Annotated in this window: 13 protein-coding genes; 8 read left to right on the top strand and 5 right to left on the bottom strand. The window is 67.9% G+C overall.

The window, feature by feature from the left end:
• The 3 genes from NE2_RS25080 to NE2_RS25070 form a co-directional block, all read left to right on the top strand.
• Nucleotides 1-1,701 (top strand): NAD-glutamate dehydrogenase domain-containing protein (locus tag NE2_RS25080; RefSeq protein ID WP_167356778.1); only part of this gene is annotated, 1,701 nt, incomplete at its 5' end.
• A gap of 142 nt (nt 1,702-1,843) precedes the next feature.
• On the top strand, nt 1,844-2,317 hold the full coding sequence (locus tag NE2_RS25075) for an acyl-CoA thioesterase (RefSeq protein WP_267888195.1): 474 nt from the start codon (nt 1,844-1,846) through the stop codon (nt 2,315-2,317).
• 32 nt (nt 2,318-2,349) lie between these two features.
• Nucleotides 2,350-3,003 carry a DUF8185 domain-containing protein gene (locus NE2_RS25070; RefSeq protein WP_063029986.1) on the top strand — a complete coding sequence of 218 codons (654 nt, stop codon included), beginning with the start codon at nt 2,350-2,352 and terminating at the stop codon, nt 3,001-3,003.
• 15 nt (nt 3,004-3,018) lie between these two features.
• Here the strand turns inward: NE2_RS25070 and NE2_RS25065 are convergent, their stop codons facing one another.
• The gene (locus NE2_RS25065; protein WP_063029955.1) at nt 3,019-3,960 is read right to left on the bottom strand and encodes an NAD-dependent epimerase/dehydratase family protein; all 942 of its coding nucleotides are present in this window, start codon (nt 3,958-3,960) and stop codon (nt 3,019-3,021) included.
• Between the two features lie 117 nt (nt 3,961-4,077).
• The gene (locus tag NE2_RS25060) at nt 4,078-4,797 is read right to left on the bottom strand and encodes an HNH endonuclease (RefSeq protein WP_227462928.1); all 720 of its coding nucleotides are present in this window, start codon (nt 4,795-4,797) and stop codon (nt 4,078-4,080) included.
• Nucleotides 4,798-5,141: 344 nt separating this feature from the next.
• Between NE2_RS25060 and NE2_RS25055 the strand changes: the two genes are divergently transcribed.
• The 5 genes from NE2_RS25055 (at nt 5,142) to NE2_RS25035 (ending at nt 8,699) form a co-directional block, all read left to right on the top strand.
• Entirely contained in the window at nt 5,142-5,546 is a 405-nt protein-coding gene (locus NE2_RS25055) for a globin (RefSeq protein ID WP_030512691.1), read from the top strand.
• A gap of 131 nt (nt 5,547-5,677) precedes the next feature.
• Nucleotides 5,678-7,261, top strand: a complete 1,584-nt coding sequence (locus tag NE2_RS25050) for a glycoside hydrolase family 13 protein (protein ID WP_063029984.1) — start codon at nt 5,678-5,680, stop codon at nt 7,259-7,261.
• Between the two features lie 50 nt (nt 7,262-7,311).
• Complete coding sequence (gene ctaJ, locus NE2_RS25045) at nt 7,312-7,590, top strand: aa3-type cytochrome oxidase subunit CtaJ (protein WP_030512693.1); 279 nt, start codon at nt 7,312-7,314, stop codon at nt 7,588-7,590.
• A gap of 10 nt (nt 7,591-7,600) precedes the next feature.
• Nucleotides 7,601-8,047, top strand: coding sequence for a DUF5130 family protein (locus NE2_RS25040; RefSeq protein ID WP_106958695.1), 447 nt, complete (start codon nt 7,601-7,603; stop codon nt 8,045-8,047).
• Between the two features lie 160 nt (nt 8,048-8,207).
• Nucleotides 8,208-8,699, top strand: coding sequence for a helix-turn-helix domain-containing protein (locus NE2_RS25035; RefSeq protein WP_084494312.1), 492 nt, complete (start codon nt 8,208-8,210; stop codon nt 8,697-8,699).
• A gap of 49 nt (nt 8,700-8,748) precedes the next feature.
• Here NE2_RS25035 and NE2_RS25030 read toward each other — a convergent pair whose 3' ends face one another.
• The 3 genes from NE2_RS25030 to pepN form a co-directional block, all read right to left on the bottom strand.
• Nucleotides 8,749-9,339 (bottom strand): ClpP family protease, encoded by a 591-nt coding sequence (locus tag NE2_RS25030; RefSeq protein ID WP_039777002.1) that lies wholly within the window; start codon nt 9,337-9,339, stop codon nt 8,749-8,751.
• 10 nt (nt 9,340-9,349) lie between these two features.
• Nucleotides 9,350-9,967 (bottom strand): ClpP family protease, encoded by a 618-nt coding sequence (locus tag NE2_RS25025; RefSeq protein WP_063029952.1) that lies wholly within the window; start codon nt 9,965-9,967, stop codon nt 9,350-9,352.
• Nucleotides 9,968-10,147: 180 nt separating this feature from the next.
• On the bottom strand, nt 10,148-12,742 hold the full coding sequence (gene pepN / locus NE2_RS25020) for an aminopeptidase N (RefSeq protein ID WP_063029950.1): 2,595 nt from the start codon (nt 12,740-12,742) through the stop codon (nt 10,148-10,150).
• Between the last annotated feature and the right edge of the window lie 195 nt (nt 12,743-12,937).

Here is a 12,937-nt window from a genome sequence, read left to right as displayed (position 1 = left end):
TGGGATCGCACCGTGAAGGCCGTACCGGTGAGCCCGCAGATCCGGCGCGCCCTCGGTCTCGACGAGGATGTCGTATCCCTGTCTCCGCCGGACATGATCCGGGCCATTCTGCGGGCACCTGTGCAATTGCTGTGGAACGGCGGAATCGGTACCTACATCAAGGCGAGTACGGAATCGAACGGCGATGTCGGTGACAAGTCCAATGACGCGGTGCGCGTGAATGCGAGCGATCTGCGCGTGCGCGTCATCGGGGAGGGCGGCAATCTCGGCGTCACCGCTCTGGGGCGCATCGAATTCTGCAAACTCGGTGGCAAATGCAATACCGATGCCCTCGACAATTCCGCCGGAGTCGACTGCTCGGACCACGAGGTCAATATCAAGGTGCTGCTGGACGGGGTCGTCTCCGCCGGCGAACTGCCGGTCGGCGACCGCAACCCGCTGCTGGCCTCGATGACCGACGACGTATCGGAAATGGTGTTGCGGGACAACGTCTCCCAGAACTTCCTGATGGGGATGTCGCGCACCGAGGCGCCGCGCATGCTCAACGTGCACATGCGGGTGATCGAGGACCTGGAACAGCGGCGGGGTCTGGATCGGGAACTGGAGGCTCTGCCCTCCACGAAGGAACTCGCTCGCCGTGCCGAGGCGGGGACCGGTCTCACCTCGCCGGAACTGGCGAATCTCCTGGCGCATGTGAAGTTGTCGCTGAAGGCCGATCTGCTCGACAGCGATCTGCCCGACAGCGCGTACTTCGCCGCCCGGTTGCCGAAGTACTTCCCGACAGCGCTGCGGCAGCGATTCGGCGGTGCCATCAAACGCCACCGGCTGCGCCGCGAGATCGTCACCACCATGGTGGTGAACGAGATGGTCGACCTCGGCGGCATCACCTACGCGCACCGGCTCAACGAGGAAGTCGGCGCCAGTGCAACCGATGTGGTGCGCGCCTTCGCGGCCACCAGCCAGATCTTCGACCTCCATTCGCTGTGGGAGCGCATTCGCGCGGCCGACGTGCCGACGGCGGTGAAGGACGAATTGGAGCTGGAAACCAAGCGGACCCTGGACCGTGCGTCGCGCTGGCTGCTGAGCAACCGCCCGCAGCCGGTCGCGGTCGGTGCGGAAATCCACCGCTACAGCGGTCCGGTGCGCGAACTCGCGCCGAAGGTTCCGGGGTGGTTGCGCGGCCACCACCTCGACACGCTGTCCGAAGCTTCGGCCAAGATCGTCTCGCGTGGCGTACCGGAGCACCTCGCCACCGAGGTCTTCGGTCTGCTCAACCTGTTCCCGCTGCTCGATGTCGTCGATATCGCGGATATCACCGACCGCAGTGGCGAGGAGGTCGGCGCCCTCTACTACGCGCTCAACGAGCACCTCAAGATCGACTGGCTGCTGCAGGCCGTCAGCCATCTCGAGCGGGGCGATCGCTGGCACGCGCTGGCCCGGCTCGCCCTGCGTGACGATATGTACGGGTCGCTGCGGTCGCTCACCCTGGACGTGCTGTCCGCCGGCGATCCCGAGGAGACCGCGGAGGAGAAGATCGCGTACTGGGAGTCGAAGAACCAATCCCGGCTCGGCCGCGCGCGAGCGGCGCTGTCGGAACTGTTCGCCTCCGGAGCACACGACCTGGCGACCCTCTCGGTGGCGGCGCGGCAGGTCCGCAGCATGGTCAGCGGGGTGGGGGCACAGTCGGAGGTGCCTCGCTGATCGGCGGTTGCGCCGCGAACTGCATACTTGTTAGCCGAAGCGGTCCCAGCGCGGTGTCGGACGCCGCTTCGGCTTGCTCGACCGCCCGCGCCGGCACCGCCGCACGATGCGCGGGGCGGTAATCCGATCGGAGGTGAACAGCGTGACCAGTGTCGGCTCGGTGAACGGAGCCCCCAGAGCGGGAGGCACCGTCGTCCTGCCCAAACGTTTTCACGCGAAGGTCGATGTCCGATGGTCGGATATGGACGTCTTCCAGCACATCAACCATGCCCGCATGGTGACGTTGCTCGAGGAGGCGCGGATTCCGTGGCTGTTCGAGGGGGAGCGGCCCACCGCCGGGCTGCGTACCGGCTGTGTGCTGGCAGATCTGCACGTCCGCTACCGCGGCCAGCTCCGGCACGAGGACACCCCGCTGGATGTGGCGATGTGGATCGAACAGCTGCGCGCGGTGGATTTCACCATCGGCTACGAGGTCCGCGCGAACGGCGTGGCACTGGATTCACCGCCGGCCGTCGTCGCCACCACGCAGATCGCGGCCTTCGATATCGACACCCAGCGGCTGCGCCGGCTCACCGACGACGAACGGGACTATCTGAGCCTGTGGCGGGCCGAATAGCGGCGACGACACTCACGGACGACATCGGTTCGATGCTGCGCATATCCGATCCCGCCGAGCGGGAGAATCTCGCAACCTTTCTCACCCACGCGATCCGCCTGGATCCGGCTGCCGTCGTGCGGCTGCATCGCCGCGGCGATCGCTACGTCACCGCCTGGACGGCCACCGGATTCGAGGTACTGGCCGCGCGCACGGTGGTCGGCGAACTGGACGTCGTGGACGTCACCGTCGCCGGCGACGCAGCGTTGTCGGGGCTCGAGCGGCCCGGCGCCGACGGGCGCATCGAGGTGGGGTACTCGATGGATTCGGCCTGGCGCACCGCCCTCCCGCCTGCCGTGGGCTTCGCCCATATCGACGATGTTCCGGCCCGGAGCCTGGTCGAACTCGCCGAACGCGGCGCGCAGGTGGCCGTCGAACACAGTGGCGGGCACGGCCCGCCGGCCTCGCTGCTGGAGCAGACGGTACTGACCGTCACCGGCGGCGACGAGCGGGTCGAGGTGCCGATGCGAGTCGTCTTCGCGCTCACCGCAATGGATTTCATTCCGCACGCCGGGGGCGAAGCAGACTCTCGGCGCATCGCGCCCAGCGAGACCGTGCGGGTGCGCGCCACCCGCACCTGGCTGCGGCTGGACGCCCGGTACGGCTCGGTCGCCCGTCGTCGCAGCGGGCCGCTGCTGGCCGGGTGACCGGCGCCGCATCGTTCACTTTCCTTCCGCCACCGCGGTTTTCCACCACGCGACCGTTCCGGCCGCGACCTCCGGCAGCGGTGTCGGCGCCAGGCCGAGCAGTCGTTCACTGTGCGTGGAATCGAGCCGGAAGGGCCGCTCGAACTGGTAGTTCATCTCCGCCAGCTCCCGCATCATCGAGCTCACGACGCCGGCCGTGCGCAGCGTCCAGCCGGGCAGCGCAACAACTTTCGGCATCGGCACCCGAGCCGCCTCGGCCAGCGCGGCGACCAGTTCGCGCATCGTGACGGCCGGGGCGGTCGGCGCGTGCAGGAAGGTGTTCCACACGGAGCTGTCCGCGGCCGCCCGGATCATGGCGGCGGCGAGATCGGGCATATAGGTGAACGAATGCGGCAGATCGGCCTTGCCGAAGATCTGAACGGTCTTGCCCGCCAGGATATTCGGCACCATGCGGTCACCGGCATGCGAGGTCCGCACATGCGGCCCGATGAAATCGGAGGCCGCCACACTGACCGTCGGCGTCGGCGACGCTTCGCGGGCGCGCAGGAGTTGCACGCGGATCGCCGGCTTGCCGAAATCGGCGGTGCGCGGCATATCTTCGGTCATCGGCCGGTCGACCGGGCCGTAGGAGTACAGGCTCTCCGGAAACACCACGACCGCGCCCGCGCGTCCGGCGACGTCCAGGATCGTCTGTTCGGCGCCGGGCAGTTCCGCCCGCCAGGTCCGTGCGGAGTATCGCGAGGCGTGGATGCAGTGGTAGATCGCGGTGGCACCGTCGACCGCGGCGGCGAGCTGGTGCCGATCGTTGACGTCCACCGGGCGCCGCTCGATGAGCGGATGATCGGGACCGCTGCCCGACCGGGTCAGGATGCGGACCGTCACCCCGGTGGCGGCGAGTTGTTCGGCGATCGTGGTGCCGACGGGTCCGGCTCCGGTGACGACATGCAGATCCGACATTGTGGTCTCCAATCACTTCAGTGAGCACTGCTCTTGCGTTCATGGACGAGTGTGCCCTACGTCCGTAGAGAAATCAAGAGCGGCGCTCACTATTGTGACCGTTGCACCGCGAATGGGTCAGGCAGCGCCCTCGCCCAAGTACTGCAACCACACCGGATCCAGATCCGACGTGGTCGACAGCAACCGCCAATGCGGCCCGGTCGGCGAGACCAGGGGGTGCATGAGCGTCCAGCCCAACTCGCTCAGGAGTTTGTCGGCCTTGCGGTGATTGCAGGGAGCGCAGGAGGCTACGCAGTTCTCCCAGGAATGCGCGCCCCCACGACTACGTGGAATGACATGGTCGATGGTTTCGGCCTTTCCGCCGCAGTAGGCGCAGCGATAACGATCCCGATGCATGAGTGCCGCACGGGTCATCGGGACCCGGGCGCGGTAGGGCACTCGCACATAGCTGCGCAGCCGGATGACCGACGGCAGCGCGACCGAGGCGCCGGCGGAGTGGACGACCGGGCCCTCGGGGTTGTGATGAACGGTATCGGCCTTGTCGCAGACCAGCAGCACGATGGCCCGCCGGGCGGGCAGTGCGGTCAGTGGCTCGTAGGTGGCATTCAGAAGCAGTACCCGGTTCTTCACCCAGGCGGTAGCTGCGGATTCGGTGTTTCGGTGCGCGATCGCACCCGGGGACGAACGTCCCGGTGACGAGGACGGATGTCCCGGAGAGGAATATGCGGAGAGGATATGCAGCGGAGTAGCCCCCGACCCACGATTGTGGACATCGGCGGGCTGGAGTTGTCGGTGCGTTCTCGCCTCGTGTGACCGGGCGCCGTGCCGCTGCTTCATTGATGGACCCCGAATTCTGCTAGGTCGGTTCGTGTGCTGATCGGCAGACACTGTCACCAAGTTGACCACGGAACGTGCCCGTGTGCACAGTGATTTCGGTGCCGAAATTCGGGCCGGGTGCGCGGATCGCCGGTGGTCGACGCGGTGCGGCTCGGTATCCGGTGCTCGGATACCGGTGTCGGAGGCGATTATCTGCCGCGTTGCCGTCCCTGCGGCGACCGTCGTCTGAACGTCGCGTGATCCGCCGGTGACCGTCGGGCGGCTCCCGCACGGGTGGGCCGTCCGTGGGCGGTGCGGGCACAATGGTGGGCGGATACGGGCAGGCGAGCAGATCGAGAGGGTCGATGACTTCCGGCGAACAGACGGCGACATCGTTCTACGAGGCGGTCGGCGGGGCGGAAACGTTCCGGCGGATCGTCGCGGCGTTCTATCGGGAGGTGGCCGCCGACGAAATCCTGCGGCCGATGTATCCGGAGCAGGACCTCGGCCCGGCCGAGCGCCGGTTGCGCATGTTCCTCGAACAGTACTGGGGCGGCCCGCGCACCTATTCCGACGAACGCGGACATCCGCGGCTGCGCATGCGGCATATGCCGTTCAGTATCGGACCACTTCAGCGCGATGCGTGGTTGCGCTGCATGCATATCGCGATTGCCGAAATCGAGCCGGACGTTCTCGACGACGAACACCGGCGTGCGTTGCTCGATTACCTGGAGATGGCCGCTAATTCGCTGATGAATTCCCCGATGTGAACCGAGCCGGGGACACGACTGTGACACCGTCATCGGCCGGGGAGCAGGCTGAGCTCGACGCGGCGGGGGTCGTCGCCGGGCACGCGGAGGAACCGACGCCGCCGTGGTGGCGTTCGGCGGTCTTCTATCAGATCTATCCGCGCTCGTTCGCCGATTCCTCCGGCGACGGGATCGGCGATCTCGCCGGCATCCGCGACCGGCTCGGCTATCTGCAACTACTCGGCGTCGACGCACTGTGGATCTGTCCGGTGATGCGGTCGCCGATGGCCGACGGCGGGTACGACGTGAGCGATCCGCGCGATATCGATCCGCTCTTCGGTGACCTGGCGACGATGGACCGGCTGATCGCCGAGGCCCACGAACGCGGTATCCGGTTGACGATGGATCTGGTGCCCAACCACACCAGCGACCGCCACCCGTGGTTCGCCGCCGCGGTGGCGGCCGCACCCGGCAGTGCCGAGCGAGCCCGCTACATCTTCCGCGACGGTCGCGGGCCCGGCGGTGCGCAACCGCCGAACAACTGGCCCAGCATCTTCGGCGGGCCGGCGTGGACGCGCGTCACCGAGCCCGACGGGACGCCGGGACAGTGGTATCTGCATCTGTTCGCATCGGAACAACCTGATCTGAACTGGGACAATCCGGAGGTGGTCGCCGATTTCGAGCAGACCATGCGGTTCTGGCTCGATCGCGGCGTCGACGGCTTCCGCATCGATGTGGCGCACGGTATGGCCAAACCGCCCGGACTGCCCGATATGGATCCGGCCGTGGTGGCCGCGGTCGGCCTCTCCGCCGACCCGTCGGCGGCTCATCCGCCGGACGCCGACGCGAAACTGCTGGTGCACGACGACAGCGATCCACGCTTCAACAATCCGGGGGTCCACGACATCCACCGTCGGCTGCGCAAGGTGGTCGACGAGTATCCGGACGCGGTGTCGATCGGCGAGGTGTGGGTCGAGGACAACGTCCGCTTCGGCGAGTACGTGCGTCCGGACGAACTGCACCTCGCCTTCAATTTCCGGCTTGCCGAGACGCCGTTCGACGCGGTGAAAATTCGTGCGGCAGTGGAGAATTCGCTGGAATCGGTGGCGCAGGTCGGTGCCGTCCCGACCTGGACGCTGTCCAATCACGACATCGAGCGGGAGGTGACCCGCTACGGCGGCGGCGCGTCCGGCATCGCTCGCGCCCGGGCGATGATCATGGTCGAACTCGCGCTTCCGGGTGCGGTTTTCGTCTACAACGGCGCCGAACTGGGGCTGCCGAACGTCGACGACCTGCCCGAGGACGTGCTCGCGGACCCGGTCTGGGAACGCTCCGGGCACACCGAACGCGGGCGTGACGGCTGCCGGGTGCCGATCCCATGGGAGGGGGTGCGTCCGCCCTTCGGATTCACCGAGGGTCCCGGCTCCTGGCTACCCATTCCGGCGGAGTGGGCCGATCGGACCGTGGCGGCGCAACTCGAATCGCCCGCCTCGACGCTGTCGCTGTATAGGACCGCCCTCGGACTGCGCCGCACCCGAGACGAATTCGACGGCGATACCGTCGACTGGCTCGGCGGGCCGCCCGACTGTCTCGTCTTCCGCCGGCCGGGCGGACTGATCTGTGTGCTCAACGCCTCCGCGGACCCGATCGCACTGCCTCCGGCCACGGTGCTGCTGACGAGTGTGCCGCTGCACGAGGGCCTGCTCGCACCGGAGTCGGCGGCCTGGTTGGTGTGACACGACGGCTCGGCGCGGAGCGGCAAACCACGATCGTCTACCGTTGATCCGTGAGCATTCTCGAAACAGTGCTGATCTTTCTCGGCATCCCGCTGGTGATCTACGCGGTGATCGCCGGACTGTCGTTCCTCGGCAAACCGCTGCCCGGCGAGAAGCCGGTCCACTACGACCTCGGGAAGAAGTGGACCGCGGAGCCGGTGCTGTGGAGCGCGACCGATGAGGTGACCGCATTCGGTCACGGTGTCGCTGAGTCGTCGCATGGGCACCATGCGGCCATCGAATCCACCGGGGCAGATCTGATCGGAGGCCGGGCAAGTGGCAACTTCTAATTGGCCTGTGGTGGACCCGTCCACCCTGCCGCACGGGTACGCCATCACCCCCAGCGGCCGGGTATCCGGCGTGCACGAAGCCGGTGATGTGTTCAAGGAAGCGCCGTTCAACGATCAAGAGCGGCTGCTGATGGACAACACCCTCACCGAGGCGACCCGGACTACCAAGGTCCGGTTCAACATCTACATCGGCGATCTGGGCGCGGATGCCGCCGCCGGCGCCGACGCGGTGTTTCCGTCGACCCCCGAGGCGGCACGTTCGGTGCTCATCGCCGTCTCGCCCAACGACAAGGCGGTCGAGGTTCGTTCCGGTCGCGATGTCGCCGACCGCGTGAACGACCGGGTCTGCCAGCTCGGCGTCACCGCGGCGCTCGCGTCGCTGCGGCAGGGACAGCTCATCGACGGAGTCGTCTCCGCCGTCCGCGTGATGGCGTCCGCGATCGGCCGCCCGAGCTGATTCGTTCGCACTGATCGGCACGCTCGCGCCGGTTCGCATCAGGGCCACGCACCCCTTCCCGGAACAACCGGGGAGGGGTGCGGCTGTATGCGGACGACCCGAAATACGCTGTGAGCGTAAGCGAGCGGTCCCGGCCCGCCGGTGGCCGTAGGCTCACCGCATGGCCGAGTATCCGCAACTGCATTCGATCCCCGGCGGACGTGACCTCGAGTCCCCGTCCTCGACCGGTGCGGACACTGCGGCAGAGTCCGCATCGCCGGCCGAATCCGATCCTCGACCGCAGCGAGACGTGCTGCGTTCGGTGCCGTCGCGCCCCGGCCGGCCTGGGGAGTCCCGCACCGCCCGGGAACCGCTGTGGCGTGAGGTACTCGGCGAACGGTTGCGCGAACTGCGCCGCGACCACGGCGAGACGTTGACCGAAACGGCGGGCCGAGCCGGGATTTCCCCGCAGTATCTGTCGGAGATCGAACGCGGTCGCAAGGAACCTTCGAGCGAGATGATCGCCGCGCTCGCCGGTGCGCTCGGCACCACATTGGGCGAACTGACCGCGGAGATCGCCGCCGACCTGCTGCGTGCCACTCGCCTCACGCCGGTACGCCCGCTGGCCGCCCGCCCACCGGCAGGCCCCACCATGCTCGCCCGCGCCGCCTGAGTCCGCGCCGCGCCGCACTGCGGACCGGCGAGCACTCACCGCCATCCGGTCAGGTCCGGGCGCCGAGGATGGTGTCGGCCAACCCGTATTCCACCGCTGCCTGCGCGGTGAACACCCGGTCGCGATCGGTGTCGTGTCGTAGCGTCGCGACGTCCTGGCCTGTGTGGCGGGACAGGATCGTCTCGATTTCGGCGCGCATCCGGACGAGTTCGTCGGCCTGGATGATGAGATCGGGGATCGCTCCCTGTCCGCGGGTCGCCGGCTGATGCAGGACGGCGCGCGCATGCGGCAGCATCGCCCGCCGGCCCGCCGCGCCGCCGGCCAGTAGCACCGCGCCGACCGCGATGGCCTGGCCGACACAGGTGGTCGCCACCGGCGACGAAATGTGTTGCATGGTGTCGTAGATCGCCAGCATCGCCGACAGATCGCCTCCCTCGCAGTTGATGTAGAGGTTGATCTCCTGGCCCGCGCTCTCGGCGTCCAGATGCAGCATCTGCGCGATCAGCGCATTCGCCACCCCGGAATCGATCGGCGTGCCGAGGTAGACGATCCGCTCGGTGAGCAGGTGCGAGTAGACGTCCATGATCCGCTCGCCGCGCGGATGCTGCGCGATGACATTGGGAATGGTGTAGCTGGTCATGTCGTGCCCCCTATGCTTTCCCGGCCGAGATTCCGATGCGCTGGCGTTGCGGGATGACCTGGTCGAAGGAGTCGACGATGTGGTCGATGAAGCCGTACTCCCGGGCCTCGGTCGCGGTGAACCAGCGGTCGTGCAGTGAATCCTCGTAGATGCGGTCGAACGGTTGCCCGGTGTCCTCGGCGATCAGTCCGAGCACGGTGTTCACCGTGTGGCGCAGATCGTCGGCCTGCACTTCCACCTCGCCCGCGCTGCCGCCGATACCCGCCGACCCCTGATGCATGAGGATGCGGGCGTGCGGCAGTGCGTAGCGACGGCCGCGAGTTCCGGCCGAGAGCAGGAATTGTCCTGCGCTGCAGGCCAATCCGAGCGCCAGCGTGGACACCCGGCACGGCACCAGTCGCATCACGTCGCGAATCGCGAGCATCGACGGCACCGACCCGCCCGGCGAGTGAATCCACAGTGAGATGTCGGCGTCGGGGTCTTCGGCCGCGAGGGTGAGCAGCTGTGTCGTGAGCAGCGTGCCGTTGTCGTCGTCGAGCCCGCCGTCGAGGACGAGGATGCGGCGGCTGAGCAGCTGCTCGCGCGACCGCCAGCTGAACAACGGAATCTTGTTGTCGTCGTGAGCCATACGCCCACCGTGCCGCAGCGGACCCGGCACGCGCCCGTCATGCTGCTGTCAGCAGATCTGCCCACAGCAGCGGCAGTCGATGCGCGGCCGAGGCTGCGCATCCCTCAGGTCTCGAGGCGAGCCGGCACGCCCCGATTCGGGGCCCGTGGTGGCGACCGCACCACCACGGGCAACCGGATCTCAGGCGATGTCGGCGGCGCGGGCGCGCAGCGAGCGTTCGATTCCCGCCTTACCCTCGATCACCAAGCGGCGCAGGGCCGGCGGATGCTCATCGGCGAGGAATTTGTCGGCCACGGCCACGGCTTCCTCGCTGATGGCCCAGTGCGGGTAGAGGCCGACCACGACGGTTTGCGCGACCTCGCTGGAGCGGCGTTCCCACACCGAGGCGATCTCGTCGAAGTAGCGCTGCACGTAGGGCGCGAGCAGTTCGCCCTGGCCGATGGGAGCGAAGCCGCCGACGATGGCGCGGGCGGTGATGTTCGGGACGGAGTCGTCGTCCATCACCGTCCGCCACGCCTTCTCCTTGACCTCGGCCTGCGGCCGGGCGGTGGCGGCCGCGGCCGCCTGGCGCCGGCCCGCGGCGGTGGGATCGCGCTCGAGTTCGGCGTCGATGACCGGGGTCTCGGTGCTCTCGGCATCGAGCTGACCGGCCGCCGCCAGCGCCTGCACGATCCGCCAGCGCAGATCGGTGTCCACCGCGAGCCCGGGCAGTTCGACCGCGGCGGGATCGGAGTCCAGCAGCAGCGTGCCCAGCACTTCGCTGTGCCACGGCGACAGGCGCGCGGCGGTGAGGGCGTTGACGAAGGCCAGCTGATGGTCGGAACCCGGTTCGGCCGCACGGGCCAATTCCAGGAGCCGGTCGGCGAAGGCCGGCCATCCGGTCTGATCGGCCCACTCGGGGTCGGCGTAGCTCGCCAGGGCGGTCTGTGCCTGCATCAGAAGCCGTTGCACCACACCGATTTCGGTTTCGGCGCCGATCCCGCGCTGCACCAGCGCCACGAAATCCCGTGCCCGCATCTCCGCCTGCCGCGTCATCTCCCATGCCGCCGACCAGCACAACGTGCGCGGCAGGGATTCGGCGATATCGGCGATGCGCGCGACCACCGTGTCGAGCGATTGTGGATCCAGGCGCAGCGAGCAGTAGGTCAGGTCGTCGTCGTTCACCAGCACCAGCTGACCGCGCTCGACGCCCACCAGCTCGGCGACCTCGGTGCGCTCGGCGGCGTCGAGATCGAGTTCGACCCGCTTGGTGCGCACCAGCTTTCCGTCGCGGTCGTCGTAGACGCCGATGGCCAGGCGGTGCACGCGGTGCTCGCCGGCGCCGGGTTCGGCACCGCCCTGCACGACGGCGAATCGGGTGAATTTCCCGTCGGCGTCGACCTCGAAGTCGGGACGCAGCGTGTTGAGGCCGGTGGTCTTGAGCCACTGCGCGCCCCAGCCGGAAAGGTCACGCCCGGAGGACTTTTCGAGCGCACCGACCAGATCGTCGAAGGTGGCGTTGCCGAAGGCGTGTGCGGCGAAGTAGTCCCGCAGCCCGGCCAGGAACGGCTCCAGCCCCACGTAGGCCACCAGCTGCTTGAGTACCGAGGCGCCCTTGGCGTAGGTGATGCCGTCGAAGTTGACCTCCACGGCCGCCAGGTCCGGAATGTCGGCGGCGATGGGATGGGTGGAGGGCAGCTGATCCTGCCGGTACGCCCACGACTTCTCCACATTGGCGAAAGTCGTCCAGGCGCCGGTGTATTCGGTGGCCTCGGCCTGGCACAGGACCGAGGCGAAGGTGGCGAACGATTCGTTCAGCCACAGATCGTCCCACCACTTCATGGTGACGAGATCGCCGAACCACATGTGCGCCATCTCGTGCAGCACGGTCTCGGCGCGACGCTCGTAGGAGGCTCGGGTGACCTTGGACCGGAACACGTAGTCCTCGAGGAACGTCACCGCGCCGGCATTCTCCATCGCGCCGGCGTTGAACTCGGGAACGAACAGCTGATCGTATTTCCCGAACACGTAGGGGACACCGAAATTGCGGTGGTAGAACGCGAAGCCCTGCTTGGTTTCGGTGAAAAGCCGTTCCGCGTCCATGAATTCGGCGAGCGAGGCGCGGCAGTAGATGCCGAGCGGGATCGTGGACTGATCGTCGGTGTACACATCGATCCACTTGGCGTACGGTCCGGCGATCAGCGCGACCAGATAGGTGCTCATCCGCGGCGTCGTGGCGAAGGTGTGCTCGACCACCTCGCCGACGGTGCGGGTGGCGGTCGCGGCGCCGTTGGAGATCACCTCCCAGTCGGCGGGCGCGGTGACCGTCATGTCGTAGGTCGCCTTGAGGTCGGGCTGGTCGAAGCAGGCGAACATCCGCTTGGCGTCGGCGGTTTCGAACTGCGAGTACAGATAGACCTTGTCGTCGGTCGGATCGACGAAGCGGTGCAGGCCCTCACCCGTGTGCGAGTACACGCAGTCGGCCTCGACCACCAGGACGTTGTTCTCGGCCAGATCGGTGAGGGTGAGCCCCTCGGACTCGTCGTAGCCGGAAACGTCGAGTTCGGTGCCGTTGAGTACGGCCGAACGCACACCCGCGGCGACGATGTCGATGAAGGTCTGCGCGCCCGGGGTGGCGGTGAAGGTGACGGTGGAGCGCGAGAAGAACGTCTCGCCGGCGGTGGCCGCGGGACCGGTCGGTTGCCCGGTGAGGTCGAGTTCGACGCGATAGTTCTCCACACTGATCGTCGCGGCCCGCGCGATGGCTTGGTCGCGGGTGAGGTTCGGTGCAGACAAGGAGACTCCTTCGCTCGGACCGGTCGTGTGAACCACGCTGCGGATGCAGTCGCTGACGGTGCCCAGAATGCCACGTTCACGACCGCACGGCTGGGCCGACCGTGTATCCGCACCCCGTGCGTGACGAAACGCCGCGCGCCACGCCACCGAGCGTCCGGGCCCGCCGGGGCGCTCGGTAGGCTGGGCGTTCGTGTG

This window comes from Nocardia elegans NBRC 108235, assembly GCF_001612845.1.
In the GTDB taxonomy this organism is placed as follows: Bacteria; Actinomycetota; Actinomycetes; order Mycobacteriales; family Mycobacteriaceae; genus Nocardia; species Nocardia nova.
The sequence above is the reverse complement of the archived record's forward strand: the minus strand, read 5'-3'. Positions and strand labels throughout refer to the sequence as shown.

Bases quoted from the DNA above. Each gene is read 5' to 3' on its own strand.
- NE2_RS25070 (WP_063029986.1), top strand. From the start codon at position 2,350: ATGCTGCGCATATCCGATCCCGCCGAGCGGGAGAATCTCGCAACCTTT.
- NE2_RS25065 (WP_063029955.1), bottom strand. From the start codon at position 3,960: ATGTCGGATCTGCATGTCGTCACCGGAGCCGGACCCGTCGGCACCACG.
- NE2_RS25060 (WP_227462928.1), bottom strand. From the start codon at position 4,797: ATGAAGCAGCGGCACGGCGCCCGGTCACACGAGGCGAGAACGCACCGA.
- NE2_RS25055 (WP_030512691.1), top strand. From the start codon at position 5,142: ATGACTTCCGGCGAACAGACGGCGACATCGTTCTACGAGGCGGTCGGC.
- NE2_RS25035 (WP_084494312.1), top strand. From the start codon at position 8,208: ATGGCCGAGTATCCGCAACTGCATTCGATCCCCGGCGGACGTGACCTC.
- NE2_RS25030 (WP_039777002.1), bottom strand. From the start codon at position 9,339: ATGACCAGCTACACCATTCCCAATGTCATCGCGCAGCATCCGCGCGGC.
- NE2_RS25025 (WP_063029952.1), bottom strand. From the start codon at position 9,967: ATGGCTCACGACGACAACAAGATTCCGTTGTTCAGCTGGCGGTCGCGC.